This window comes from Vibrio sp. JPW-9-11-11 (genome assembly GCF_013369335.1).
Taxonomy (GTDB): domain Bacteria; phylum Pseudomonadota; class Gammaproteobacteria; order Enterobacterales; family Vibrionaceae; genus Vibrio.
Genome location: NZ_SZQJ01000002.1, coordinates 1 through 24834, shown reverse-complemented (window position 1 = coordinate 24834; position 24834 = coordinate 1). Strand labels below are relative to the sequence as shown.

Genomic DNA, 24834 nt, shown 5'->3' with positions numbered 1-24834 from the left:
CGTTCTTTAGGCTTCGGCTCTTTTGTCGCGCGCTAACAGATCTCGCGCGGCCAAATGGGCATCTTTATCTTGATACAATACTTGATATATTTGGTCAACAATGGGCATTTCCACCCCCATGCGTTCAGCGAGCAAATAGACCTCTTTGGTATTGCGATACCCTTCCACCACTTGGCCAATTTCTTGTTGCGCGGTATCGACATCTTTCCCCTGCCCAAGCGCCAAGCCAAAGCGGCGGTTTCGTGACTGGTTATCAGTACAAGTCAACACTAAGTCGCCCAGACCCGCCATGCCCATAAACGTTTCTGGCTGAGCCCCCAGCGCCGCCCCCAAACGCGTCATTTCGGCGAGGCCTCGAGTAATCAGTGCGGTGCGTGCATTGGCACCAAAGCCAATGCCATCAGACATTCCGGCGCCAATTGCGATAACGTTCTTCACCGCACCGCCTAACTGCATACCGATAAAATCGCTGTTGGCGTAAACACGGAAGGTCTTACTACAGTGGATTTTTTCTTGCAGCTCCGCCACAAATTGAGCGTCAGGCGAAGCCACGGAAATGGCGGTTGGCATGCCCATCGCAAGCTCTTTCGCAAACGTTGGTCCGGATAACACCGCCAGAGAGTAGCCATCACCAAGAATATCGTGTGCGACCTCTTTGAGCAGTCGCCCTGTTTCTGGCTCTAACCCTTTGGTCGCCCAGCAAATTCGTGAGTCATCGTTCAAAAACGGCTTGACGTTATTCAGCACAATGCCAAACACATGGCTTGGCACCACGACCAACAGATCTCGACTGGCTTGAACGGCTTTCTCTAAGTCCGATTCGACAATCAATGACTCCGGAAATTCGATACCAGGTAAAAATTCATGGTTGGCACGGTCAGCTTCTAACCGAGCCATATGTTCTGGTTCATGGCCCCAAATTACTACGTTGGCACCATTACGTGCCAGAGAGATAGCTAAGGAGGTGCCGTACGAGCCCGCTCCCAGTACTGTCATGGCAATCTCTTTGTTGTAGCCATTATTGGTCTTATCTTTCATTGTTCCGCCTGGTTCTGATCAAGACTAGAATTTTGTGGATAGTCTCTCGCTCTGTGAGCTAAAGAGTAGCAACAAACGCCCAGTGATATAAATACAAATAAAAAATGCACAGTGCATCATACGTGTGACGCTCTGTGCATTTTGTACCAACTCTCTAAGCCAATGCCGAGAGTGATGCAGTCATTACGCTTCTGCTTGATCTTCTTGCTGAGCTTGCTGCTGCAGGTAGTTCATAAACAGAGCGTCAAAGTTGACTGGCGCTAGGTTAAGCTGTGGGAAAGTTCCTTTCACAACTAGGCTTGAAATTGTTTCGCGTGCGTATGGGAACAGGATGTTCGGGCAGAATGCGCCCAGACAATGAGCTAGCTGGCCCGCTTCCATGTTATCTGCGGTGAAAATACCACCTTGTTGTACTTCACATAGGAAAGCGGTGTCTTCTGCATTCTTCACTGTCACCGTTAGGCGTAGAACCACTTCATAAACACCTTCGCCCAGCTCACGGCTTTGCGTGTCTAGGTCTAGCTTCACGTCAGGGTTCCACTCTTTTTGGAACATATCTGGTGAGTTTGGCGCTTCGAAAGAGACGTCTTTTAGGAAAATACGTTGAATTGCGAAGTTTTGCGCGTCTTGTTGTGGTGCTGCTTCAGCCATTTTAAAAATCCTTTAATCCTGCAATAAATAGTCTGCATCGAGACTAACCGAGAGCGGTGACTATGACTAGGTTTCCAATGAAATTCGTGGAACTCTTCACATCTCTCTAAAACAAACGCTGACTTTTCAATCAGCGCTTAAAGTATCGGGTGAGGTTGAATTACTTCTTCCCTTTCACCAATGGCATGTTCGCTTCACTCCAAGCAACCAAACCATTCTTCAGCAAGTTGACGTTCTCAAAGCCTGCTTTCGCCAATAAGTTAGCACTCTCTTGTGCGGTTTGACCCGACTTACATACCACAATGATTGGGTCGGATTTGTGGTTTTCAAGGCTGGCAAAATTACCCGCTTTGATATCAGACGGCAAAATGTGAACTGCATCGGTAATATGACCTTTACGGAACTCATCTTTGCTGCGGATATCGACAACCACACCATTTTCACGGTTCATCAGTTGTGTGGTTTGCGCCGCGGTGATCTCTTTGTAGGCCGCCGTCGTTGATTTAACGATATTCATAATTAGGGCGATCAATAGACCAACCCAAACCAGAGAGAGAATCATGTTCTCTTGAAAAAATGCGATATACTCTTGCATGTCCTGTGCTCTCGATAATAGCGCTGCTTGCCAACTGTGTGGAAATCAGCAGCACTAGGCTAAAATTCAGATTGGGAGTATAACGAGGATAAAGAGGCTACGCGAGTCAAAAGCACTCAGAATAAGAATCTGTTGCACATTTCTCTAGGCGCGCGGAAAAGGAAAGGCGGTAATTTGATCGATATGATCACAACCGACCGCCAGCATAACCAAGCGATCGATCCCAAGTGCAACACCTGAACACTCTGGCAATCCCGCTTTCAATGCAGCGATAAGATGATGGTCAATCGGCTGTGGCTCTAACCCCATGTCGATACGTTTCGCGTTGTCTTGTTCAAAACGAGCCAACTGCTCTTGCCAGTTATCCAGTTCATGAAAGCCGTTCGCCAGTTCGATACCTTTGAAATAGACTTCAAAACGTTCTGCTACTCTAGAGTCGCTAGGATTCATTCTCGCCAAAGCAGCTTGTGAAGCAGGAAAGTCGTAGACAAATGCGGGCACATCCTGACCAATCTTCGCTTCAACCCCAACACTAAAAAGCAGTTGCAACAAGGTATCGCGGTCTTGCTCAGGCTCGGCAATGTCACTCAAGCCAAGCGTTGCCGCTGCTTGTTTCAACGCCAGCATTGACCCTTCTAGCGGGCAGACGCCCAACACATCAATGAACGCTTGTTGATACGTCATCCGCTGGGCTAACCCGCACTGCAGAACCCGTTGCAATAATGCATCCATCTCATCCATCAGTTGATGGTGGTTGAAGCCAACCCGATACCACTCGAGCATAGTAAACTCAGGGTTGTGATAACGCCCACTCTCTTCGTTGCGAAACGCTTTGTTGATTTGATAAATACAGCCACTCCCTGCGGCCAATAAACGCTTCATGTGGAACTCAGGGCTGGTCATAAAATAGAGTTTACGACCTTGGGCGTAACCAGGCCCGACAAACTCTGTCTGAAACGTGTGGAGATGAATGTCGGTCACAGTCGCGTGGCTCATGGCCGGCGTGTCCACTTCAAGTACATTGCGCTGATTAAAAAAATCACGAATTTGACGGATAATCCCTGCACGCTGACGAAGCTGCGCAATAGACGCGGTGGGTTGCCAATCAGTAGTCATACTCTCAATCTCATCATTCAATCACACGGCGAACATAGCAATTTTGCTGCAGTTTTCCTAGCGGAATCATGCCGCTAACACCGAGCCAATCTGAAGCCAGTTTTTTTCGTACTACAATTAAATTTACATGATCTCAATCTCGCGCTATCTGCCCGAGAAATAGTGTGTAACAAGCCAGTAACAAGCGCGCCGAACATCATTTAGTTCATTGTATTTTCCTGCGTGATTACAGTCACATAACCTATATTTTTTATGCCCTTGCATGCATTACTGATGCAAAAACCCAATTACATCAATTTTTCTACATATCAGCTCTTCTACACTAACCCTAACACTTTTGGGGACTTAAACGCCCTGCCCACTTGGTAACAAGCAAAACGCAGGTCGCCCTTTAACTATAACAAGCGGGTTACTCCGCAATTTCACACTGGAGGATAACTGTGCAAACTATCATCACAGATATCGCAGTCATCGGCGCAGGCGGCGCTGGTCTTCGTACTGCTATTGCAGCAGCTGAAGCAAACCCTGACTTAGAAGTCGCACTGATTTCCAAAGTTTATCCAATGCGTTCCCACACCGTGGCTGCAGAGGGTGGCTCAGCAGCAGTTATCAAGGATGAAGATAGCTTAGACAATCACTTTAACGACACTGTCGGTGGTGGTGACTGGCTATGCGAACAGGATGTCGTTGAATATTTTGTAGAAAATGCGACTCGAGAAATGATCCAGATGGAGCAGTGGGGCTGCCCATGGAGTCGTAAAGAAAACGGCGAAGTCAACGTCCGTCGCTTTGGTGGCATGAAGGTTGAGCGCACTTGGTTTGCCGCTGACAAAACTGGCTTCCATATGCTTCATACCCTATTCCAGACATCAATGAAGTATCAGAACATCAAGCGCTTTGACGAATACTTTGTCGTTGATCTAATCGTAGACGACGGTGAGGTACAGGGCTTGATCGCAATTCACATGTCTGAAGGTGAATTGGTCACGATTAAAGCCAAGTCTGTGGTACTGGCCACTGGTGGCGCAGGTCGTGTTTATCACTGTAACACCAACGGCGGTATTGTGACTGGTGACGGCATGGCGATGGCGTATCGTCACGGCGTACCACTACGCGATATGGAGTTCGTTCAATATCACCCAACTGGCCTACCCGGTACCGGCATCTTGATGACGGAAGGGTGTCGCGGTGAAGGCGGTATCATCGTCAACAAAAATGGTTACCGTTACTTGCAAGACTATGGCATGGGCCCTGAAACGCCCGTGGGTCAACCCAAGAACAAATACATGGAACTCGGTCCACGCGACAAGGTTTCGCAGGCATTCTGGCACGAACAACAGAAAGGCAACACCATCAAGCATGCGCTAGGTGACGTCGTACATCTCGACCTTCGCCATCTCGGTGAAGAGTATCTTCAAGAACGCCTACCATTTATTTGTGAACTGGCGAAAGCCTACGTTAACGTTGATCCCGCCAAAGAGCCGATTCCAATTCGTCCGACGGTTCACTACACCATGGGGGGAATCGAGACCAATGGCGAGTGTGAAACGCGTATTAAAGGCTTATTCGCCGTGGGTGAATGTGCTTCCGTTGGTTTACACGGGGCCAACCGTCTCGGCTCCAACTCACTCGCCGAGTTCGTGGTATTTGGTCGCGTAGCGGGTGAACAGGCGGTTCAACGCGCGGCTGAATTCAAAGGCTGGAATGAAGCTGCAATTGAAGCGCAAGTGAAAGCGGTTGAAGCACGTATCCAAGCCTTGATGAATCAAGAAGGTGATGAGAACTGGGCCGATATCCGCACTGAAATGGGTCACACCATGGAAGCCGGTTGCGGTATCTACCGCCAAGAAGACCTGATGCAAGCGACCATTGATAAGATCACTGAGCTCAAAGAGCGTTACAAGCGCATCAGCATTAAAGATAAGGGCAAGGTGTTCAATACCGACCTGCTCTACGCAATCGAAGTCGGTTACGGCTTAGAAGTCGCAGAAGCCATGGTGCACTCTGCGATTCTACGCAAAGAATCTCGCGGTGCGCACCAACGTCTTGATGAAGGTTGCACAGAGCGTGATGATGTTAACTTCCTTAAACACTCTCTCGCATTCTTCAAGCAAGACGCGGCGCCAAGTATCGACTATAGCAAGGTGACAATCACTAAGTCGCAACCTAAAGCACGTCTCTACGGTGAAGCCGCTGAAAAAGCCGCAGCAGAAGAAGCAGCGAAGAACGCAGAGGAGCAAGCATAATGTCAGCCAACCGTATTCAGAAAGTCGATATTCTGCGTTACGACCCAGAAAAAGACGCAGAGCCGCATTTACAAACCTTCGAAGTGCCTTTCGATGAAACCATGTCAATCCTCGACGCCATTGGTTATATCAAAGATAACCTAGACAAAGACCTCTCTTACCGTTGGTCTTGTCGCATGGCAATTTGTGGCTCGTGTGGTGTGATGGTCAACGGCGTACCTAAACTGGCGTGTAAGAGCTTCTTACGTGACTACCCAAATGGTGTGAAAATCGAACCATTAGCGAACTTCCCAATCGAAAAAGATTTGATTGTCGATATGACGCCGTTTATCGAACGTCTCGAAGCGATTAAACCTTACATCATTGGTAACGATCGCAAACCAGAAGACGGCACCAACTTGCAAACGCCAGAGCAAATGGCGAAATACAAACAGTTTGCGGGCTGTATTAACTGCGGCCTGTGCTACGCAGCCTGTCCACAGTTTGGTCTCAACCCTGAGTTCATTGGCCCAGCCGCACTGACACTGGCACACCGTTACAATCTCGATAGCCGTGACAATGGTAAAGCCGAACGTATGCAACTGATCAATGGCGAAAATGGCGCTTGGGGTTGTACTTTCGTTGGCTACTGTTCTGAGGTTTGTCCGAAAAACGTAGACCCAGCAGCAGCGGTAAACCAAGGCAAAGTCGAATCTTCAATGGATTTTGTTATCGCAATGCTTAAGCCTGATGGCAAGCCGGTCAAAGAGGAGGCATAAGGATGAGTAACCGCAAACCTTACGTTCGTGAAATGAAACGCACTTGGTGGAAAGATCATCCTTTTTACCGCTTCTACATGCTACGTGAAGCGACCGTGCTGCCACTAGTCCTATTTACCTTGTTCTTAACCGTCGGGTTAGGCGCGTTAGTGAAAGGTCCGCAAGCTTGGCAAACCTGGTTAGACTTTATGGCCAACCCTATTGTTGTGGCGATCAATATCGTCGCGCTACTAGGTAGCCTACTTCATGCCCAAACGTTTTTCAGCATGATGCCGCAAGTCATGCCGATTCGCCTGAAAGGCAAGCCGATTGATAAGAAGATCATTGTTCTGACTCAATGGGCGGCAGTGGCCTTTATTTCCCTCATTGTACTTATCGTGGTGTAAGGAGCAGTAACGATGAAACCCAACTACTCTGTAAACAGAACACCCAACCGCTCCGACGAACCCATTTGGTGGGGATTGTTTGGTGCGGGCGGCACTTGGTTTGCCATGATAACACCCGTCACCATTTTGGTTCTCGGTGTGCTTGCGCCACTTGGCATCATTGATCCTGAGTCGCTAAGCTATGAGCGCGTCGCAGACTTCGCCACCAGCATCATCGGAGCACTGTTCATTATCGCAACTTTAGCCTTGCCGATGTGGCACGCCATGCACCGAGTTCATCATGGTATGCACGATCTGAAATTCCACACAGGCATCGTCGGTAAAGTGGCGTGTTATGCCTTCGCAGGTTTGATCTCCGCCCTCGCGGTAATTTTTATTGCGATGATCTAGTCCAACGACATAAAGAAAAAGCTGGCCGATGCCAGCTTTTTTTATTGGTCAAAACGTTAGTTTTGCACCACCTTTTTAGTTTGATCCATCAAACCAAGAGCACCAAATCCAGTAATCACATCCAGATTTGTGGTCAACCCGCTTTGGTCCCCACCACCAATGTAGTTTTGGGGCATCTGCACTTGGAAGTTCTGCAGATTGTTGTAGAGCGAATTCGCAACATCTCGATTCAACTCGGCCAAATAGACTTCGCGGTTAGCACCTAGAGCCGCATACTTAGCTTTTAGTATTTCCGCCTCAGCACGCCCTTTTTCAAGAATCGCTTTCGCTTCGAATTCAGCCGAAAGTGCATTGGCTTTTTGAATCGCTAAGTTCGCTTCAGCGATCGCCAGTTCTTTCTCTTTGTCGACTTCAGCCAAGCGTTTGGTCTTCTCTACCTCGACAATTTCACGCTCTGCAATTTGACGCGCGACTTCGACCTCTTTTTGCTGAGAGATAATCGCTAGCTCTTTCTGGCGCTGAGCATCCTGCACTTCGCGAGTACGTTGAATCTCTTTACGTAGCTGCTCGGTCTCGGCTTGTGCCTTCGACGTTTCTTGCTCTTGAATCGCACGAATTCGATCAGCCACGAGACGTTTTTTATCTGCCAGCAACTGGTCAAGCTGCTTCTCGGGTTGAGGATCGCCTATCGTTACCTGCGTCACTTGAATACCGTACTGCTGCAGCGGATTGTCCTGACGTACCGGTTGGCCCGAAACATCAAGCACTGGCACGGTTTTCCACACCAACTGATTGGTCCGTTGCAGTTGGTTGGCATTCGACTGGTCGACGCCAACCGGGGCTAAATCCAACTCTTCCACCTCCACTTGACGACGCTCGGTGGTGTAAATTCCATTCCGTAGCTGGTCACCTAGCTTCGACTTGAACTGGTTCAAACCACCTTGGAAAAACTCCTCACCTGTGTATTGTGTCGCGGTGATCACGGTCACATTGCGGGCATTTTTAACCAGTAACGCATCAATCAAGTTGCTGTTATTACGAAACTCTCGGTGCATTTTTATCATTGCTTGAGGGTCGTTACTCAACTTGAAGCGAAATGTCACCGGGATCTGACCGATGTAGGTGTCCGCAAAGCGAACTTGCACTGGGTCAAGGCGCTGATAGAAATCTTCACCTTTGCTATTACCGAATGAAACGGTAATCACCTGGTCGTACTTGGTTATCTTTGACAGAAATGGCATACGAAAGTGAATACCGGGTTCGGTAAACACATCCAGCTCACCCGTCATATTGTTTTGGTGTACATAGCTGTAGCCAGCGTCTGTCATCAATACCGAGCTATTCACGGTTAACCCCAAGGCAAGCAACGGAACACCATATACCGCTGCTCTAAGCGTGCGGTGAAGAGTCTGACGTCGTTTCTCCACCTTTGAGCTTTGTCCTAAGCCAAGATCATTCATTGTTTTTCTCCATTTAATGTTGATTGAGTTACATAAACCATTCAAAAACAAGATGTTGCTAGTAACTCTTCAACACAACCAAATGTAACAAAATATAAGACAAAGGAATAATCGAAAGATTGATTAAATTTGTGAGTTATTCCCGAATAATTCACATTGGCAATGAGAGAGAGCAGAGATCAAAAAAGCCGACACTAAGGTCGGCTCAATTAATAAGGGGCGCGTTGAATGCGATTAAAGAATGAAGCGACTCAGGTCTTCGTCTTCAACAAATTCACCAAGGCGTGTCTTCACATACTGATCATCAATAACCAGCTTGGTGCCTGCTTTGTCAGTCGCATCAAATGAAATCTCATCCATTAGACGTTCCATCACTGTATGCAGGCGACGAGCACCGATATTTTCCGTGGTTTCGTTGACTGTCCACGCCGCTTCAGCAATCTGTGTAATGCCTTCGTCGGTAAACTCGATATCGACCTGTTCTGTTTTCATCAGTGCTATGTACTGCTCGGTCAAAGACGCTTTGGGTTCAGTCAGAATACGCTTGAAGTCATGGCTTGATAACGCTTCCAACTCAACACGAATTGGCAGACGACCTTGTAGCTCCGGAATCAAATCCGATGGTTTAGCCACTTGGAAAGCGCCTGATGCAACAAACAGAATGTGATCCGTTTTGACCATACCGTGCTTGGTCGACACTGTGCTCCCCTCAATCAACGGTAGCAGATCACGTTGCACCCCCTCACGAGACACATCCGGACCCGAGCTCTCACCACGCTTACAAATCTTGTCGATTTCATCGATAAATACGATACCGTTGTTCTCAACATTGTAGATGGCTTGCTCTTTCAACTCTTCTTGATTGACCAGCTTAGCTGCTTCTTCTTCCGTCAATGCCTTGAACGCATCTTTGATTTTAAGTTTGCGCTTCTTCTTGGTATCACCCGCTAGGTTTTGGAACATGCCTTGCAGCTGGTTGGTCATCTCTTCCATACCAGGAGGCGCCATGATCTCTACGCCCATTTGTGGCGCGGCCACATCAATCTCTATCTCTTTGTCGTCTAGCTTGCCTTCACGTAGCTTCTTACGGAACACTTGGCGCGTGTTCGAAGCCGTGTCGTCTTGCTGTTCGTTTTGACCCCAAGCGTCACGCGCTGGCGGCAATAGTGCATCTAAAATACGTTCCTCTGCCTGCTCTTCGGCGCGGAACTTCACTTTTTCCATCGCCTGCTGGTGAGTCATTTTGATCGCCACGTCGGTCAGGTCACGGATAATGGTTTCCACTTCCTTACCCACATAACCCACTTCGGTAAACTTAGTCGCTTCCACTTTAATAAACGGGGCATTAGCCAGCTTCGCCAAGCGACGCGCAATCTCGGTTTTACCCACACCGGTTGGGCCAATCATTAGAATATTTTTTGGGGTAACCTCAACACGCAAACTCTCTTCAAGCTGCATGCGGCGCCAGCGGTTACGCAGAGCAATGGCGACCGAACGTTTGGCTTTTTCTTGACCAATAATATGGCGATTAAGTTCGTGGACAATTTCACGAGGTGTCATTTCAGACATAATTCAGTTCCTTAAAAATTTGGTGACCACTATTTTTGGTTTTACTCAGCGTGTTCGGCAGAGGTTTCTAGTTCTTCAATAGTGTGATGATGGTTGGTGAAGACACAAATATCACCCGCGATTTTGAGTGACTTCTCCGCGATTTCACGCGCATCTAAATCGGTATTTTCTAATAGTGCGGTTGCGGCAGCCTGAGCAAAGTTACCGCCAGAACCAATCGCAATCAGATCGTTTTCTGGCTGCACCACATCGCCGTTACCCGTGATGATCAATGAGGCCGTTTCATCGGCCACCGCAAGCAAAGCTTCCAACTTTCTCAAAGCACGGTCACTACGCCAATCTTTCGCCAGTTCAACCGCCGCTTTGGTTAAATGGCCCTGGTGCATTTGCAGTTTGCTTTCAAAGCGCTCAAATAGGGTAAACGCGTCTGCAGTACCACCCGCAAAGCCTGCCAGTACTTTATTGTTGTAAAGGCGACGCACTTTGCGCGCATTGCCCTTCATTACTGTGTTACCTAGCGACACTTGTCCATCACCAGCGATGACGACTTTGTTATTACGACGTACAGATACAATGGTAGTCACGAGTAGGGCCTCATAATAATTTTGATTCAGTGATAGAAACAATATGAGGCTGACGAAATGGGAATTCAAGGGGAAGGCAGGGAGTAGCAGCGCCCGAAAAAAAACGAACCCGCTAGGGTTCGTTATTTCGTCAATTTATTGTGCTTCTTTCCAAATCGCACACGGCTCTATCTTAGCCCGCTGCAGTTTGTGCTTGTCACGTTCTGCATCGCGCTTGAACTTATAAGGGCCAAGAACCACGCGATACCAACTGCTGTTTTCTTTTTTACGAATCTTGCTGTTGATACCTTGGAACGCAATATCAAGCTTGCGCGATTCAGCGTCTTTTGCGTTCTTAAACGCGCCGCACTGCATGATATAAGGAATGTCAGAAACCACTTGTTCTTTGGCTTGGACTTCGACTTCACGACTCGGCAGCGATTCAACATAATCCCACTTTTCTTCCGGTGGTGGAGGCAAGGTCGTTTTCGGTTTAGGTTTCGGCTTTGGTTTCACCGGCTGAGTCACAGGTGTCGGTGGCTCAGGGTCTTGACTGAGCAAATACAACCCATAACCAAAGGCGGCCACTAACAACACGGCCAATAGACCACTGCGCCATGGTTTACCACGTGGTGTAGTTTTCTTTTTAGCTGGCTTGCGGCTAGTAGTGCCACGCCCTCTTTTTACATAATCTCGATTGGCCACGACTGAATATCAATGAAATAAATTACAACTGAGCGATATGTTAAAGCAGATTGCTACCCGATGACAGTATTGAAATGGAAGCGGCGCATCAAAATGCGCCGCTTGGTTTTAATCTAGCTATACGATACGTGGTGGTGCCGCACTATCACGAACCACCAGGGTCGTCTCAAGTAAACGCGACCCTGCCCGCACGTCGTGGCCGCGCAATAGCTCAAGCATCATTAGCATCGCTTGGCGGCCAATTTCGTAACGAGGCTGCGAAATCGTCGTTAACGGTGGATCGCAGTACTGCGCGAACTGAATATCATCGAAACCAACCACCGACAGATCGTGTGGCACTCGAATGCCTAGTTTTTTCGCTTCTTGAATAGCACCAATCGCCATCGCATCATTGTGACAGAAAATAGCGGTAGGCGGCTCATGCAACGACAACAACTGTCGTACAGCACGGGCTCCCGATTCAAAGGTGAAATCGCCAAACGCACGATAGTTCGGGTTCATAGTCACGCCCGCTCGGCGCAGCGCTTGCTGGTAACCTTGCTGGCGGAAATTACACAAGGCAGCTGCCTGCGGCCCCGATATTTCTGCGATGCGCTTATGCCCCATTTGAGTCAGATAGTTGACCGCTTCAAACGCCGAGGTCAAGTTATCGATATGCACCGTAGGAAGTTCAAGTTCAGGCGCATACTCACACGCCATGACCATAGGGGGTAAATTTTTCTGCTCAGGTTTACTGACATCAAAGGGAAGGTCGGTTCCGAGCAACAACATGCCGTCGGCTTGCTTGGTGAACACTAAGTTCACAAAAGAACTCTCCCGTTTTTTCTGCTGTCCACTATCCCCGAGTAGCACGATATAGCCGTGCTCCATCGCCGCGTCTTCAATGCCGCGAATGATTTCAGTGTAATAAGGATCACAGATGTCAGGAATGATCGCGATGATCGTTTTGGATTCGTTGCGGCGCAGATTCCTTGCCAACGAATTTGGTGAATATCCAGCTTCTAAAACAGCGTCTTCTACTCGTTTTCTCGTCGCTGATGATACTTTTTCCGGATTCATTAGCGCACGTGAAACCGTCGCTGTCGAAACTCCCGCAAGCTGGGCAACATCCTTCATTGTCGCCATAGTTTACTAACCTCTTAAATATTCCGATCCGGTAGCCAATGCCACCCAAGCCTCTAAATAAAACATCATGTCTTCAGTGCAAAACCGAACGCACGAAATTGCAGGCTACAACCTATCTTCTAATTACTTGCCTTAAGCAATCGTTTAACTTGCAAAGTATGATGTAAAAACAATGCATTGTAACTCACCTAGTGTATTCATTTCACAACGCAAAGTTACGGGAGATTTAACAAAATTAGTGGTCGGTAGGTGACGAACATCACAAATAAATGAAAAAGCTGTGCATAGGGAACGCTGTAGTGATGATTTAGCCGCGCCGTCGATCAAGTATGCCACCCGATGCGCAAATGACTAGCTCAAGTCTTGCGGCTCGATATCGAGTGTCCAACGCACTTTTTTAGCATGGGGTAACAACGCAATGGCCGGCTTAGCACTGGTTAACAGCTTTTGCATCACGGGGCGGCTCTCGGTTTGTAGCAGTAACTGCCAACGGAACTTACCCGCTCGCTTCGCTAATGGCGCTGGCGTCGGTCCTAGCACTTGGCATCCATGGTCAAAAAGCGGATGCGATTCTAAGGTATGGCGCACTTGACGTAAAAACGCTTCCACCAGCTCGGACTGATTGGCCTCCGCGCGAAACAAAGTCAAAAATGAGAAAGGCGGTAACTGAGCCACCTTGCGCTCTTGTAAAGCGGTTTCAGCAAAATGACGGTAGCTTTTATTGAGCAGGGCTTGAAGTAAACTGTGCTCAGGATGGTGAGTTTGTAAAATCACCTCTCCCGGTTTACTCGCACGGCCTGCTCGACCTGCTACTTGAATGAACAGCTGCGCTAAGCGCTCAGAAGCACGGAAATCACTACTATAGAGAGAGCCGTCCACATCCAATAACGCGACTAAGGTTACGTCAGGAAAGTGATGGCCTTTGGCCAGCATTTGGGTACCGATCAGGATTTGATAGTCGCCACGGCGAATAGACTCCAACGCGCTTTCTAAGCTGCCTTTGCGCCGTGTGCTATCACGATCGATACGTATTGTTTTGTAATCAGGAAACAGCTCTGCTAATTGCTGTTCGAGCTGTTCTGTCCCTACCCCGACAGTCACTAAATGGGTCGAGCCACAGCCTTGGCATTGATGAATGATGGGTTGCTGCGAACCGCAATGATGACAACGGATCTCGTTACTATGTTGATGGTAGGTGTAATAGGCATCACATCGCTTGCATTCAGCAATCCATCCACAATCATGGCACATTAATGCTGGCGAAAAACCGCGTCGATTGAGAAACAACATCACCTGATTGCCAGCGCTGAGATGTTTGCGCATCTCGGCAATCAAAGGCGCCGATAAACCGCTTTCCAAATAGAGCCCTTTTACATCCAGCACTTTGTTAGTGGTCGCGGTCGCATTGCCCGCTCGCGCACTCAGGACTAAATGATGATATTTACCGGCTAACGCATTGTATAGGGTCTCGAGCGCGGGGGTCGCAGAGCCCAGGACAATCGGGATCTGCTCTTTACTCGCGCGCATGACCGCCACATCGCGGGCATGATAGCGCAAGCTGTCTTGCTGTTTGTATGAGGCGTCGTGCTCTTCATCCACGATAATAATGCCGAGGTTGGCAAACGGCGTTAGTAGCGCTGAACGGGTACCGATAACGATACCTGCGGCTTTATCTCGGGCACTCAGCCAAGCATTCAAGCGTTCGGTTTCATTGAGCCCAGAGTGAATCACTTCTACGGGGACATTGAATCGCTTTTTAAAGCGATTGATGGTTTGTGGCGTTAGCCCTATTTCAGGCACCAACACCAGCGCTTGGGCGCCTTTCTCAAGTACCGGTTTGATAAGATTGAGATAAACTTCGGTTTTACCCGAGCCAGTCACCCCTTCGAGCAAATAACAGCCAAAGCCCTCACCACTGTTAACCGTCGCAATCGCCACCGCTTGCTCTGCATTAAGCTTTGGTTTATCGACCATAGCTTCAATATCTTGCGGCCATTGACTCGCCTCTGGTTTCTGTTCAACCGATTCAATCCAGCCTTTTTCTGTCAACGTTTTAAGCACCGATGACCCGACCTCTTGATCGATAAACGCTTGGTGCGCAACGGGTCCAGCTTCTAGCATATGCATGACCTTAGCCTGCTTTATCGCTCGACCAAAGCCCTGCATCAGTTGATCGCGACCCTGGCTGGTTAATCGCCAAGAAACCAAAGTAGCAAAATCCGCAGGCTTACCTTTGCGCAGCGCACTCGGCATCGCGTTGAACAGCGTATCGCCGAGAGGATATTGATAAAAGTGACTACACCACTGCAATAACGAGTAGAGCGTTTGCGGCCATACGGGTTGACTGTCTAACACTTGCTGGATCGGTTTAAGCTTGCTTTGATCAAACTGTGACTCGTGGGTCAATACAGTCACAATCCCCACGAGAGTTTGACGACCAAATGGCACAGAGACACGCCCACCAATAACAGGAAACAGATGGTTGGGAATCAGATAGTCAAATTGTTTATCGAGTGGTACGGGTAAGGCAACTCGAGCAATTGTTGGTCGCATAGTGGCTATCAAGCTCTTGGAGAGGGAACGTCGATTAGTCTAAGGGAAAAGCCTTAGACAAGAAAGAGACACCGCCAGGTAACTCAATGCCTCTTGCGGCTAAAAAAGTAGCAGTTTTCTTCGCTAACGGGTTGATCCCTGTGCCACGATTCATTACTATATCGCGCCTTAGTGATATGGCTTGCCAAGTGGCAGCGGTGTCCAAGCAATTTTTATTAACTACGTGTGGTGTCCGGCTTAGCATCGGATAGCGACACGGCCTATATTCAGAGGTTCTCCCATGAAAGCTGGTATCCACCCAGAATACAAAGCTGTAAAAGCAACTTGTTCTTGCGGCAACTCGTTTGAGTTCAACTCAACGCTAGACAAAGATTCTATCCACCTAGACGTGTGTGACAAATGTCACCCATTCTACACTGGTAAGCAACGTATCGTTGATACAGGCGGCCGTGTTGATCGCTTCAACAAGCGTTTCGGTGCTCTATCAAGCAAGAAGTAATGACTGCTTAGATATCGAATCAAGAAAAGGACGCTTAGGCGTCCTTTTTTGTTGCCTATAATAGGGTTCTCAGCGAGTAATCAGAGCATTGTGTTATTCACTGCCTGGCGACCTAGCGATATCTCTTGAGATCTGGTCTTATCAGCCGACTTTTACAACTTTTTATTGCTTCCGCTCGCATTCTGACCTATGCAGCTTGACTTAGTTACTCTAAAATGGATTTCCCCTTTCCTTATAACGATTAACGAGTACCTACACCTATGTCTGATGACAATCGTCAAGAACTATCCCCCGAAGAACAATTTCGTCAACACGCATTGGATTACCATGCCTACCCTACCCCAGGCAAAATTTCGGTCGAACTCACCACGCCAGCTGAGACAGCAAACGACCTTGCTCTCGCTTATAGCCCAGGTGTGGCCGAACCCGTACGCGAAATCGCGCAAAATGTTGATAACGTCTACAAGTACACTGCGAAAGGTAACATGGTTGCGGTTATCTCTAACGGCACGGCGATTCTTGGTTTAGGTAATCTAGGCCCAATGGCATCAAAGCCTGTGATGGAAGGTAAAGCACTGCTATTTAAGCGCTTTGCAGGTCTTGATTCGATTGATATTGAAGTGAAACACCGCACTATCGAAGAGTTTGTTGATACTGTCGCCAACATTGCAGATACCTTTGGTGGCATCAACCTTGAAGACATCAAAGCCCCTGACTGTTTTGAGATTGAAAAGCAGTTAATCGAGCGTTGTGATGTGCCTGTTTTCCACGACGATCAACACGGTACCGCGATTGTAACGGCTGCAGGTATGCTGAACGCGATTGAGTTACAAGGAAAGAAACTACAAGACGCAACGATCGTATGTTTAGGCGCAGGCGCAGCCGCGGTTGCATGTATGGAGCTACTGATCAAATGTGGCGCTATGCGTGAGAAAATCTACATGCTTGACCGTAAAGGCGTGATTCACACTCGTCGTGATGACTTAAACGAGTACAAACAACTGTTTGCCAACAACACTGACAAACGTACGTTAGAAGATGTGATTGAAGGTGCTGACCTGTTCCTCGGCGTATCCGGCCCGAACCTGCTTGCTCCTGAAGCGCTGGCACTGATGGCTGAAAAACCTGTGGTCTTTGCTTGCTCAAACCCAGATCCAGAGATCAAACCAGAGCTTGCTCTGCAAGTTCGCCAAGACCTAATTATGGGCACCGGCCGCAGTGACTACCCAAACCAAGTCAACAACGTGTTGTGTTTCCCATTCATTTTCCGCGGTGCACTCGATGTACGCGCCAGTGAAATCAATGATGAGATGAAACTTGCCGCCGTCGAAGCGATTCGTCAGCTAGCCAAAGAAGAGGTCCCTGCTGAAGTACTGACAGCTTCAGGCAGTGACGCGCTCTCTTTTGGTCCAGATTACATCATTCCGAAGCCAATGGACCCAAGGCTGCTACCTCGAGTCGCTAAAGCGGTGGCTCAAGCTGCCGTTGATTCAGGTGTGGCACGTATCGAAATGCCAGAAAACTACATGGCCGAGTAAGCGTGCACCATTTGCAAAAAAACCGCTGTTTGATACAGCGGTTTTTTTATTGGGCGAGAAGCGAAAAATGAGGTGCGATCTATCTTATTCGTCAAATGCTTCAAACTCGATGCCCATTTCGGTCATCAGTTTTTTTACTTCTGCCGGAATATCATCCGGGCGATCTTTACGCAAGTCTTCGTCCGTTGGTAGAGGCTGCCCAGTGTACGCATGCAAAAACGCTTCACACAGCAGTTCGCTGTTGGTCGCGTGGCGCAGGTTATTGATCTGACGACGTGTACGCTCATCAGTTAAAACCTTCAATACTTTCAATGGAATAGAAACCGTAATCTTCTTTACTTGTTCACTTTTTTTTCCATGCTCAGCGTATGGGCTAATGTATTCGCCATTCCAGTCTGCCATTGCGCACCTTTGTAAATAATTGTGTTTAAAATTAGAAACCGCAATTTTAGCGGGATTTATGTCCACAAGCAAAGACATATGGACGTCTAGAAGTGTTGACGTCCGCATTTTTGGCAAGTAAAGTGGGGAGATATGGAGCAGGAAACGCTGTTTTTACCCGTTCAGGTATAGCGTATTACCCACAACAAGTCACGATCGTTCGAAAGGAAACACCTATGAGCACCCGCAAACCAGCCACAATCGCGGTACGTACTGGTATCGAGTCAGACACTCAACATCACGCCGTTGTTCCACCGATTTACCTCTCGACGAACTATGGTTTCCCTGCGTTTGGGGAAGTACCAAAATATGACTATACCCGCTCAGGTAATCCTAATCGTGGACTACTAGAAACCGCGCTTTACGAGCTCGAATCTGGCAAAGGCGCGGTGGTGACCAACTGCGGAACATCGGCACTCAACCTTTGGGTATCGGCATTCTTAGGGCCTCAAGATTTAATTGTCGCCCCTCACGACTGTTATGGCGGCACCTATCGTCTGTTTAACACGCGAGCGAATAAAGGGGATTTCAAAGTCCGATTTATCGACCAATCAGATCCACAAGCCCTCGCCGAGGCATTGAGCCAAAAGCCGAAACTAGTGTTACTCGAAACCCCATCCAACCCACTTGTGCGTGTGGTCGACATCGAACAAGTCTGTCAGCAAGCTCATCAAGTTGGGGCACTGGTGGCGGTCGATAACACTTTCTTGACTCCCGTGTTCCAAAAGCCTCTCGAGCTTGGCGCCGATTTTGTTATCCATTCTACGACCAAGTACATCAATGGCCACTCCGACGTTATCGGCGGTGTGGTGATTACCAAAACCGAGCAACATGCTGAAGAGCTCGCCTGGTGGGGCAACTGCCTAGGTGCGACAGGAACGCCTTTTGATAGCTATATGACTCTGCGTGGAATCCGTACCTTAGGCGCGAGAATGAAAGCGCACGAAGAAAGTGCCAATGCCATTTTACACTATCTGCAAAGCGAGCCTTTGGTCGGCACCATCTATCACCCAAGCCTTCCCGAGCACCCAGGGCATGAGATTGCCAAGAAACAACAGAGTGGCTTTGGCTCTATGCTTAGCTTTGAGTTTGCAGGCAGCTTTGACCAGCTAAAAGCCTTTGTCGGCCAGCTTGAACTATTCTCTTTAGCCGAATCACTGGGTGGCGTTGAGAGCCTTATTTGCCACCCAGCCTCTATGACTCACCGAGCAATGGGTGACGTCGCACTAGCGGAAGCGGGGATTTCTCAACTCTTGCTGCGCCTCTCTGTCGGCTTAGAAGACAGCGAAGACCTCATCGATGACCTAAAGCAAGCCTTTAAGGCCGTGAAGGAGGTGCAATAATGTCTGTCACACCTCGCCAACTGCATAAATTTGGTGGCAGCAGCCTCGCTGACCCAGATTGCTATCAACGCGTCGCCGGCATCTTGAGAGAATACTCAAATAGTGACGACTTAGTCGTCGTGTCTGCCGCAGGAAAAACCACCAACCGATTGATTGCCTTTGTTGAAGCGCTGCATAAAGATGGCCGACTTGCCCACGAGGCTTTGCAATCCTTGCGTCAATATCAGTCCGAACTGATCGAATCTCTCATCGAGGGCGACGCTCAGCAGCAGTTACTAGCGACACTACACGATGAATTCAGCACGCTCGGCGAGTTGACCGCTCCCCTAACCGACGCTGACAAAGCAGCCGTGCTTGGGCATGGCGAAGTATGGTCTTCACGTCTACTGGCCGCCTTGCTGAATCAAATGGGATTAGCCTCGGTCGCGCAAGATGCGCGCGCATTTTTACGCGCCGAGCCAGGAACACAACCAGAAGTTGACTTCGGTAGCTCTTACCCGCTGATGAAAGAAACCCTTGTTCAGCATGCGCATCATCGTGTGGTGATCACCGGCTTTATGGCTCAAGACATGCAAGGGCACACTGTGTTACTTGGCCGCAATGGCTCAGACTATTCTGCCACCGTAATTGGCGCGCTCGCTGAAGTTAATCGTGTGACCATCTGGAGTGATGTCGCGGGCGTATACAGCGCCGACCCAAGGCTGGTCAGCGATGCTTGTTTACTGCCGCTACTTCGACTTGATGAAGCCAGTGAACTGGCTCGCCTAGCCGCCCCTGTGTTGCACAGTCGCACGCTGCAGCCCGTCGCCCAAAGCGCCATGGACCTTCACCTGCGTTGTAGCTATCAACCCGAATCAGGGTCGACTCGCATTGAACGCGTGCTGGCATCAGGACGTGGAGCCAAGATCATTTCTTCTCTTGATGAAGTCCTGCTGATCCAATTGAGTTTCGCCGCCGGCCACAACTTTGAACGCGTTGAACGCGAAGTATTAGCGAGCCTCAAACGCGCACAACTTGAACCTCTCACCTATGAGGTCCAACCCGACAAGCATCGTATAAACCTAGCCTATACCAATGAAATCGTCGGGGGCGCACTAGAGCACCTGCAAGACGTCGCTTTTGAAGCTGAGCTAAAACTCAAAGAGGGTTACGCTATGGTGGCCGCGGTTGGCGCTGGTGTAACCAAAAACCCGAATCACTGCTATGGTTTTTACCAACAACTCAAAAACGCACCAGTCGAGTTCATCTCTGAATCGCTCTCAGGCTTGAGCTTAGTGGCGGTATTACGCCAAACAGATACCAATCCACTGGTGAAGTCGATTCACAGTCAGCTCTTTCAAGCACAGAAGCGTGTCGCTATCGCCTTATGTGGCAAAGGGAACATCGGCTCAAGTTGGCTAACTCTGTTTAGCGAACAAAAAACCGAGCTAGAAAAGCGCCATGGGATGAACTTCGAGCTGGTCGCCGTAATTGATAGCCAAACATACTGGTTTAATCCAGCAGGAATAGATGCAGCTCAAGTCAACGCTCATTTCGATGAAGAAGCCGTGAGTCATCAAGACGGCGACTGGATTGCTAAGCTGGGCGCGCTGCAGGGTTACGATGATTTAGTCGTACTCGATGTCACTGCAAGCAAAGATCTCGCAGGTCGCTACCTGGAAATAGCCGAGCAAGGAATGCATCTCATATCGGCCAATAAGGTCGCAGGTTCAGCATCAAGTCAGTATTATCATCAGGTACAAGATGCCTTTGCTAAGATCAATCGACACTGGCTCTATAACGCGACGGTTGGCGCAGGCTTGCCGATTAATCACACGGTCCGAGATCTGCGTGAAAGTGGTGATGATATTACGGCATTATCCGGTATCTTTTCTGGCACCTTATCTTGGCTATTTCAACAATATGATGGCAGCGTGCCTTTTGCAGAACTGGTCGATCTCGCCTGGCAACAAGGCCTCACCGAACCCGACCCAAGAAGCGATCTTGATGGTTCGGATGTGATGCGCAAATTAGTCATCCTCGCACGTGAATCAGGCTTAGCACTTGAGCCCGAAGCGGTCAAAGTCGAAAGCTTAGTGCCCAATGAGCTGACTGAGCTATCGCTCGATGAGTTTTTTGATAACAGCCAACTTCTCAGTGAGCTACTCGCAGAGCGGCTGCAAAAGGCGCAGCGTGAAGACAAGGTTCTACGTTATGTTGCCCGCCTAGAGAAAAACGGCAAAGCCACGGTTGGGGTAGAGGCACTCAGCAAAGAGCATGCACTCGCGAACCTGCTTCCCTGTGACAATATTTTTGCTATAGAGAGTAAATGGTACAAAGACAATCCACTGGTTATTCGAGGCCCTGGCGCGGGTCGAGAGGTGACCGCAGGCGCGATTCAGTCGGATCTTAACTTGCTTTCTAGTCTTCTTTAACAACGCCAAGGCGCTAGTATTAACCTAGCGCTTTTTTTTCACTCAAACAAAGTCTGCACGAGCTCATCATTAAGTTGAAAACCTCTCATTATTAACTTGAGGAAAGTTCATGCTGACAGAGTTGACTTTAAAACGTATTCAATACATTCTGTAGACATATAGACGTCTAAACGTCGATTTAAGATTACAGTTTGTTGGCAGGGCTGCCACAGGGAGAGAGTAAGATGGGATACACACACGCCAGTCATATCGACGCTTTAAATCAGAATATTGCTGAACTGTCTGACAATATTAATGTGTCATTTGAGTTTTTTCCGCCAAGTAACGAAAAAATGGAAGAAACACTGTGGAACTCCGTGCACCGTCTAAAAGATCTCAAGCCTAAGTTTGTTTCTGTTACCTATGGGGCAAACTCAGGAGAGCGAGATAGAACGCACTCGATCATCAAAGAAATTAAAGCCAATACTGGCTTGGTTGCCGCCCCGCACTTAACCTGTATTGACGCATCCCGAGAAGAACTGATCCAAATCGCAGACGATTACTGGGCCAACGGTATCCAAAATATTGTCGCGCTACGTGGTGACATCCCACCTGGTGGTGGTCAACCAGATATGTACGCCTCTGACTTAGTAGAGCTATTAAAAGCGCGCCATGACTTTGACATCTCCGTCGCTGCTTTCCCAGAAGTCCATCCTGAAGCCAAAAGTGCTCAGGCAGACCTACTGAACTTAAAACGAAAAGTCGACGCTGGCGCAAACCGAGCTATCACTCAGTTCTTTTTTGATGTTGAAAGCTATCTACGCTTTCGTGACCGCTGTGTCGCCGCAGGAATCGATGTCGAAATCGTACCGGGCATTCTGCCAGTCTCGAACTTCAAACAGGCTTCTCGCTTTGCGGCGCAAAATGCGGTGAAAGTACCAGGCTGGATGGCTAAGCAGTTTGAAGGTCTAGATGATGACCCTACCACTCGCCAACTGGTTGGCGCCAGCCAAGCCATTGACATGGTGCGCATCTTGAGTCGTGAAGGAGTCAAAGATTTCCACTTCTACACTTTAAACCGTGCCGAAATGACCTACGCACTTTGTCATACTTTGGGCGTGCGTCCTCAAGTATAAAGTGTTTTAGAATATGAACGAAAAAGGCTGAACCTAAGTTCAGCCTTTTGTTATTTGAGGGAGCGATGATTACTCGACTTCGTCCATCTTACCCAGCAGGTTACGGATGCGTTCTTGCCAAGCCGTATGCTCTTGCTGCATTTGCTGTGTTTTCTGCTCTAGCTCTTCTCGACTGCTACGCAGTTCATTGGCTTCCGCAGCTAGCTGCTCTTTCTCTTCTTTTAACTCTTCCACTTCCATCTGTAAAAGGGCGATTGTATCAACAGCAGTTTGAATTTTTGCTTCTAATTGTTCTAGTACTTCAAAAGACATCTTAGCCTACCTATAGGTTATTCTGAGAAGAGTTTTGATCATCGGTGACCAAAACCTTATTTACTTACCATTCTACTCAGGCAAGAGCAGAGAAACACTCCCTATATTGTAGTTTTTGCACCATTCGATTAAAAATCCAGCGCAAATTGACAATACCCTAACTTCGTTGGTGTTGAGAGACGTTGAGCCCCAATTTAACCAGTATGATTGATCCAGTTCAATGGCTCGAGCGTCAAAAAAGCAAACGTTTCCTTTTTGATATGCTAAAATTCCGCCGATTCAAATTCTCTCTTTCCCCTTTATATTGGAGTCATCATGAAACGCGATTTAGCAATGGCCTTTTCTCGAGTTACCGAAGGCGCTGCCCTTGCAGGATATAAATGGCTTGGCCGCGGCGACAAGAATGCCGCAGACGGTGCCGCCGTAGAAGTCATGCGTAGCCTATTGAACAAAACCGAGATCAGCGGCGAAATTGTGATTGGTGAAGGCGAAATCGATGATGCACCTATGCTTTACATCGGAGAACAAGTTGGCCTTGGCGGCGACGCAGTAGATATCGCAGTCGATCCTATTGAAGGTACGCGAATGACCGCTATGGGCCAATCCAATGCACTAGCCGTATTGGCAGCCGGAGAAAAAGGCAGCTTTCTAAAAGCACCTGACATGTACATGGAGAAGTTGGTCGTCGGCCCAGGAGCTAAAGGCTGCATCGACCTTAACAAGCCACTCAAAGAAAACTTAGAGAACATTGCCGCTGCACTTAACAAATCTATCGATACATTAGTGGTCATCACCCTAGCTAAACCTCGCCATGACGATGTTATTGCCGAAATGCAAGCCATGGGAGTGCGAGTATTTGCTGTACCAGATGGTGACGTTGCGGCATCTATTTTAACGTGTATGCCCGATAGCGAAGTGGATGCAATGTACTGCATCGGCGGCGCTCCAGAAGGCGTTGTTTCTGCCGCGGTGATCCGAGCTCTTGATGGCGATATGCATGGACGATTACTACCACGCCATGAAGTCAAAGGTGATAACGAAGAAAATCGAATTTTTGGCGCTGCTGAGCTCAAACGTTGTGAAGAGATGGGCGTTCAAGCAAACGTGGTACTTGCAATGGAAGACATGGCTCGCAGCGACAACGTTATTTTCTCGGCGACCGGCATTACTAAGGGTGACTTATTGGAGGGGATTGCTCGTCAAGGCAATATCGCGACTACGGAAACCCTGCTAATTCGTGGCCGTTGTCGTACTATTCGCCGTATCAAATCGACTCACTACTTAGAGCGTAAAGATCCTGAGGTCAGAGACTTTATCCTTTAACAGGGAAATATCAAGTCGATATAAGGTCAGCTGTTGCTGGCCTTTTTGTTATCTGGGTATAGGTACAGCGCGTTGTGGGCATTATGTGCTTTAAAACGACAAAAGCCAGTCCTAAGACTGGCTTTCTAAATAAGTGGCGGACGGCTGGGGGTGCAGGCAACCGGGACTCGTTGGTCGAAGACCAAAATAACCTGATAGAAACGAAAAGACCTCAGCATTTCTGCTGAGGTCTGGAATAAGTGGCGGAGCGGACGGGACTCGAACCCGCGACCCCCGGCGTGACAGGCCGGTATTCTAACCAACTGAACTACCGCTCCGCACTGGTTAGACTCTAAGTCTAAGCTTTTGCCTTTAGATTTTTCTAAAATCTAAAAACGAAATGTAAGCCTGGCGATGTCCTACTCTCACATGGGGAAACCCCACACTACCATCGGCGCTAATTCGTTTCACTTCTGAGTTCGGCATGGAATCAGGTGGGTCCAAATCGCTATGGTCGCCAAGCAAATTCTTTAATTCGGAAAGCTGTTATTGTGTTCTCTACACATTCAAATCTGTTCTTGCTTTGAGTCCATCAAAACCCTTTGGGTGTTGTATGGTTAAGCCTCACGGGCAATTAGTACAGGTTAGCTCAACGCCTCACAACGCTTACACACCCTGCCTATCAACGTTCTAGTCTCGAACAACCCTTTAGGAC

At 48.5% G+C, this 24834-nt stretch carries 22 protein-coding genes, 1 tRNA gene and 2 rRNA genes; 10 read left to right on the top strand and 15 right to left on the bottom strand.

Features of this window, described 5'->3' with window-relative positions:
• Window positions 1-6 precede the first annotated feature (6 nt).
• The 4 genes from gpsA to epmA form a co-directional block, all read right to left on the bottom strand.
• The gene (gene gpsA / locus FCU94_RS01030; protein WP_176286729.1) at window positions 7-1038 is read right to left on the bottom strand and encodes an NAD(P)H-dependent glycerol-3-phosphate dehydrogenase; all 1032 of its coding nucleotides are present in this window, start codon (window positions 1036-1038) and stop codon (window positions 7-9) included.
• A gap of 183 nt (window positions 1039-1221) precedes the next feature.
• On the bottom strand, window positions 1222-1689 hold the full coding sequence (gene secB, locus FCU94_RS01025) for a protein-export chaperone SecB (protein WP_176286728.1): 468 nt from the start codon (window positions 1687-1689) through the stop codon (window positions 1222-1224).
• 160 nt (window positions 1690-1849) lie between these two features.
• Window positions 1850-2284 (bottom strand): rhodanese-like domain-containing protein, encoded by a 435-nt coding sequence (locus FCU94_RS01020; RefSeq protein ID WP_176286727.1) that lies wholly within the window; start codon window positions 2282-2284, stop codon window positions 1850-1852.
• A 144-nt stretch (window positions 2285-2428) separates the two neighbouring features.
• The gene (gene epmA, locus FCU94_RS01015; RefSeq protein WP_176286726.1) at window positions 2429-3400 is read right to left on the bottom strand and encodes an elongation factor P--(R)-beta-lysine ligase; all 972 of its coding nucleotides are present in this window, start codon (window positions 3398-3400) and stop codon (window positions 2429-2431) included.
• Between the two features lie 440 nt (window positions 3401-3840).
• On the opposite strand from epmA, the gene frdA reads away from it, so the two are divergent.
• From frdA to frdD, 4 genes are read left to right on the top strand one after another with little or no spacing between them, the layout of a single operon-like run.
• Window positions 3841-5646 (top strand): fumarate reductase (quinol) flavoprotein subunit, encoded by a 1806-nt coding sequence (frdA, locus tag FCU94_RS01010; RefSeq protein ID WP_176286725.1) that lies wholly within the window; start codon window positions 3841-3843, stop codon window positions 5644-5646.
• Window positions 5646-6404: a succinate dehydrogenase/fumarate reductase iron-sulfur subunit gene (locus FCU94_RS01005; protein WP_176286724.1), complete on the top strand. Its 759-nt coding sequence runs from the start codon at window positions 5646-5648 to the stop codon at window positions 6402-6404. The genes frdA and FCU94_RS01005 overlap by 1 nt, the downstream gene beginning before the upstream one ends.
• A gap of 2 nt (window positions 6405-6406) precedes the next feature.
• Window positions 6407-6790: a fumarate reductase subunit FrdC gene (gene frdC / locus FCU94_RS01000; protein ID WP_176286723.1), complete on the top strand. Its 384-nt coding sequence runs from the start codon at window positions 6407-6409 to the stop codon at window positions 6788-6790.
• 12 nt (window positions 6791-6802) lie between these two features.
• Window positions 6803-7180, top strand: a complete 378-nt coding sequence (frdD, locus tag FCU94_RS00995; protein ID WP_176286722.1) for a fumarate reductase subunit FrdD — start codon at window positions 6803-6805, stop codon at window positions 7178-7180.
• A gap of 56 nt (window positions 7181-7236) precedes the next feature.
• Here frdD and FCU94_RS00990 read toward each other — a convergent pair whose 3' ends face one another.
• The 6 genes from FCU94_RS00990 to priA form a co-directional block, all read right to left on the bottom strand.
• Window positions 7237-8640, bottom strand: a complete 1404-nt coding sequence (locus tag FCU94_RS00990; protein ID WP_176286721.1) for an SPFH domain-containing protein — start codon at window positions 8638-8640, stop codon at window positions 7237-7239.
• Between the two features lie 234 nt (window positions 8641-8874).
• Window positions 8875-10209, bottom strand: coding sequence for an HslU--HslV peptidase ATPase subunit (gene hslU, locus FCU94_RS00985; RefSeq protein ID WP_176286720.1), 1335 nt, complete (start codon window positions 10207-10209; stop codon window positions 8875-8877).
• A gap of 41 nt (window positions 10210-10250) precedes the next feature.
• Window positions 10251-10793, bottom strand: coding sequence for an ATP-dependent protease subunit HslV (gene hslV / locus FCU94_RS00980; RefSeq protein ID WP_176286719.1), 543 nt, complete (start codon window positions 10791-10793; stop codon window positions 10251-10253).
• A gap of 135 nt (window positions 10794-10928) precedes the next feature.
• Entirely contained in the window at window positions 10929-11477 is a 549-nt protein-coding gene (locus FCU94_RS00975; protein WP_176286718.1) for an SPOR domain-containing protein, read from the bottom strand.
• A 117-nt stretch (window positions 11478-11594) separates the two neighbouring features.
• A complete protein-coding gene (gene cytR, locus FCU94_RS00970) occupies window positions 11595-12602 on the bottom strand; it encodes a DNA-binding transcriptional regulator CytR (RefSeq protein WP_176286717.1) in 1008 nt (335 codons plus the stop codon).
• A 351-nt stretch (window positions 12603-12953) separates the two neighbouring features.
• Complete coding sequence (priA, locus tag FCU94_RS00965) at window positions 12954-15155, bottom strand: primosomal protein N' (protein WP_176286716.1); 2202 nt, start codon at window positions 15153-15155, stop codon at window positions 12954-12956.
• A gap of 280 nt (window positions 15156-15435) precedes the next feature.
• Here priA and rpmE point away from each other — a divergent pair, with 280 nt between their 5' ends.
• Window positions 15436-15654 carry a 50S ribosomal protein L31 gene (rpmE, locus tag FCU94_RS00960; RefSeq protein ID WP_176286715.1) on the top strand — a complete coding sequence of 73 codons (219 nt, stop codon included), beginning with the start codon at window positions 15436-15438 and terminating at the stop codon, window positions 15652-15654.
• A 260-nt stretch (window positions 15655-15914) separates the two neighbouring features.
• Window positions 15915-17192 carry a malic enzyme-like NAD(P)-binding protein gene (locus tag FCU94_RS00955; protein WP_176286714.1) on the top strand — a complete coding sequence of 426 codons (1278 nt, stop codon included), beginning with the start codon at window positions 15915-15917 and terminating at the stop codon, window positions 17190-17192.
• A gap of 84 nt (window positions 17193-17276) precedes the next feature.
• Here FCU94_RS00955 and metJ read toward each other — a convergent pair whose 3' ends face one another.
• Window positions 17277-17594 carry a met regulon transcriptional regulator MetJ gene (gene metJ / locus FCU94_RS00950; RefSeq protein WP_176286713.1) on the bottom strand — a complete coding sequence of 106 codons (318 nt, stop codon included), beginning with the start codon at window positions 17592-17594 and terminating at the stop codon, window positions 17277-17279.
• A gap of 215 nt (window positions 17595-17809) precedes the next feature.
• On the opposite strand from metJ, the gene FCU94_RS00945 reads away from it, so the two are divergent.
• The 3 genes from FCU94_RS00945 to metF all read left to right on the top strand — a co-directional run bounded on the left by FCU94_RS00945 (window position 17810) and on the right by metF (window position 22505).
• Window positions 17810-18976 (top strand): O-succinylhomoserine (thiol)-lyase, encoded by a 1167-nt coding sequence (locus tag FCU94_RS00945; protein ID WP_176286712.1) that lies wholly within the window; start codon window positions 17810-17812, stop codon window positions 18974-18976.
• Window positions 18976-21390: a bifunctional aspartate kinase/homoserine dehydrogenase II gene (locus FCU94_RS00940; protein WP_176286711.1), complete on the top strand. Its 2415-nt coding sequence runs from the start codon at window positions 18976-18978 to the stop codon at window positions 21388-21390. The genes FCU94_RS00945 and FCU94_RS00940 overlap by 1 nt, the downstream gene beginning before the upstream one ends.
• A 224-nt stretch (window positions 21391-21614) precedes the next feature.
• Window positions 21615-22505, top strand: coding sequence for a methylenetetrahydrofolate reductase (metF, locus tag FCU94_RS00935; protein WP_176286710.1), 891 nt, complete (start codon window positions 21615-21617; stop codon window positions 22503-22505).
• A 69-nt stretch (window positions 22506-22574) separates the two neighbouring features.
• On the opposite strand, the gene zapB is transcribed toward metF, so the two are convergent.
• Window positions 22575-22817, bottom strand: coding sequence for a cell division protein ZapB (gene zapB, locus FCU94_RS00930; RefSeq protein WP_176286709.1), 243 nt, complete (start codon window positions 22815-22817; stop codon window positions 22575-22577).
• Window positions 22818-23132: 315 nt separating this feature from the next.
• Here zapB and glpX point away from each other — a divergent pair, with 315 nt between their 5' ends.
• The gene (gene glpX / locus FCU94_RS00925) at window positions 23133-24140 is read left to right on the top strand and encodes a class II fructose-bisphosphatase (RefSeq protein ID WP_176286708.1); all 1008 of its coding nucleotides are present in this window, start codon (window positions 23133-23135) and stop codon (window positions 24138-24140) included.
• Window positions 24141-24380: 240 nt separating this feature from the next.
• Here the strand turns inward: glpX and FCU94_RS00920 are convergent.
• The 3 genes from FCU94_RS00920 to FCU94_RS00910 all read right to left on the bottom strand — a co-directional run.
• A tRNA-Asp gene (locus tag FCU94_RS00920) sits at window positions 24381-24457 on the bottom strand.
• 68 nt (window positions 24458-24525) lie between these two features.
• Window positions 24526-24641, bottom strand: a 5S ribosomal RNA gene (gene rrf, locus FCU94_RS00915).
• Window positions 24642-24732: 91 nt separating this feature from the next.
• A 23S ribosomal RNA gene (locus FCU94_RS00910) occupies window positions 24733-24834 on the bottom strand; the annotation flags it as partial.

Excerpts from the sequence above, each read along its gene's own strand:
- gpsA (WP_176286729.1), bottom strand. The coding sequence starts at position 1,038 with ATGAAAGATAAGACCAATAATGGCTACAACAAAGAGATTGCCATGACA.
- secB (WP_176286728.1), bottom strand. The coding sequence starts at position 1,689 with ATGGCTGAAGCAGCACCACAACAAGACGCGCAAAACTTCGCAATTCAA.
- FCU94_RS01020 (WP_176286727.1), bottom strand. The coding sequence starts at position 2,284 with ATGCAAGAGTATATCGCATTTTTTCAAGAGAACATGATTCTCTCTCTG.
- epmA (WP_176286726.1), bottom strand. The coding sequence starts at position 3,400 with ATGACTACTGATTGGCAACCCACCGCGTCTATTGCGCAGCTTCGTCAG.
- FCU94_RS01005 (WP_176286724.1), top strand. The coding sequence starts at position 5,646 with ATGTCAGCCAACCGTATTCAGAAAGTCGATATTCTGCGTTACGACCCA.
- frdC (WP_176286723.1), top strand. The coding sequence starts at position 6,407 with ATGAGTAACCGCAAACCTTACGTTCGTGAAATGAAACGCACTTGGTGG.
- frdD (WP_176286722.1), top strand. The coding sequence starts at position 6,803 with ATGAAACCCAACTACTCTGTAAACAGAACACCCAACCGCTCCGACGAA.
- FCU94_RS00990 (WP_176286721.1), bottom strand. The coding sequence starts at position 8,640 with ATGAATGATCTTGGCTTAGGACAAAGCTCAAAGGTGGAGAAACGACGT.
- hslU (WP_176286720.1), bottom strand. The coding sequence starts at position 10,209 with ATGTCTGAAATGACACCTCGTGAAATTGTCCACGAACTTAATCGCCAT.
- cytR (WP_176286717.1), bottom strand. The coding sequence starts at position 12,602 with ATGGCGACAATGAAGGATGTTGCCCAGCTTGCGGGAGTTTCGACAGCG.
- priA (WP_176286716.1), bottom strand. The coding sequence starts at position 15,155 with ATGCGACCAACAATTGCTCGAGTTGCCTTACCCGTACCACTCGATAAA.
- rpmE (WP_176286715.1), top strand. The coding sequence starts at position 15,436 with ATGAAAGCTGGTATCCACCCAGAATACAAAGCTGTAAAAGCAACTTGT.
- FCU94_RS00955 (WP_176286714.1), top strand. The coding sequence starts at position 15,915 with ATGTCTGATGACAATCGTCAAGAACTATCCCCCGAAGAACAATTTCGT.
- metJ (WP_176286713.1), bottom strand. The coding sequence starts at position 17,594 with ATGGCAGACTGGAATGGCGAATACATTAGCCCATACGCTGAGCATGGA.
- FCU94_RS00945 (WP_176286712.1), top strand. The coding sequence starts at position 17,810 with ATGAGCACCCGCAAACCAGCCACAATCGCGGTACGTACTGGTATCGAG.
- FCU94_RS00940 (WP_176286711.1), top strand. The coding sequence starts at position 18,976 with ATGTCTGTCACACCTCGCCAACTGCATAAATTTGGTGGCAGCAGCCTC.
- metF (WP_176286710.1), top strand. The coding sequence starts at position 21,615 with ATGGGATACACACACGCCAGTCATATCGACGCTTTAAATCAGAATATT.
- zapB (WP_176286709.1), bottom strand. The coding sequence starts at position 22,817 with ATGTCTTTTGAAGTACTAGAACAATTAGAAGCAAAAATTCAAACTGCT.
- glpX (WP_176286708.1), top strand. The coding sequence starts at position 23,133 with ATGAAACGCGATTTAGCAATGGCCTTTTCTCGAGTTACCGAAGGCGCT.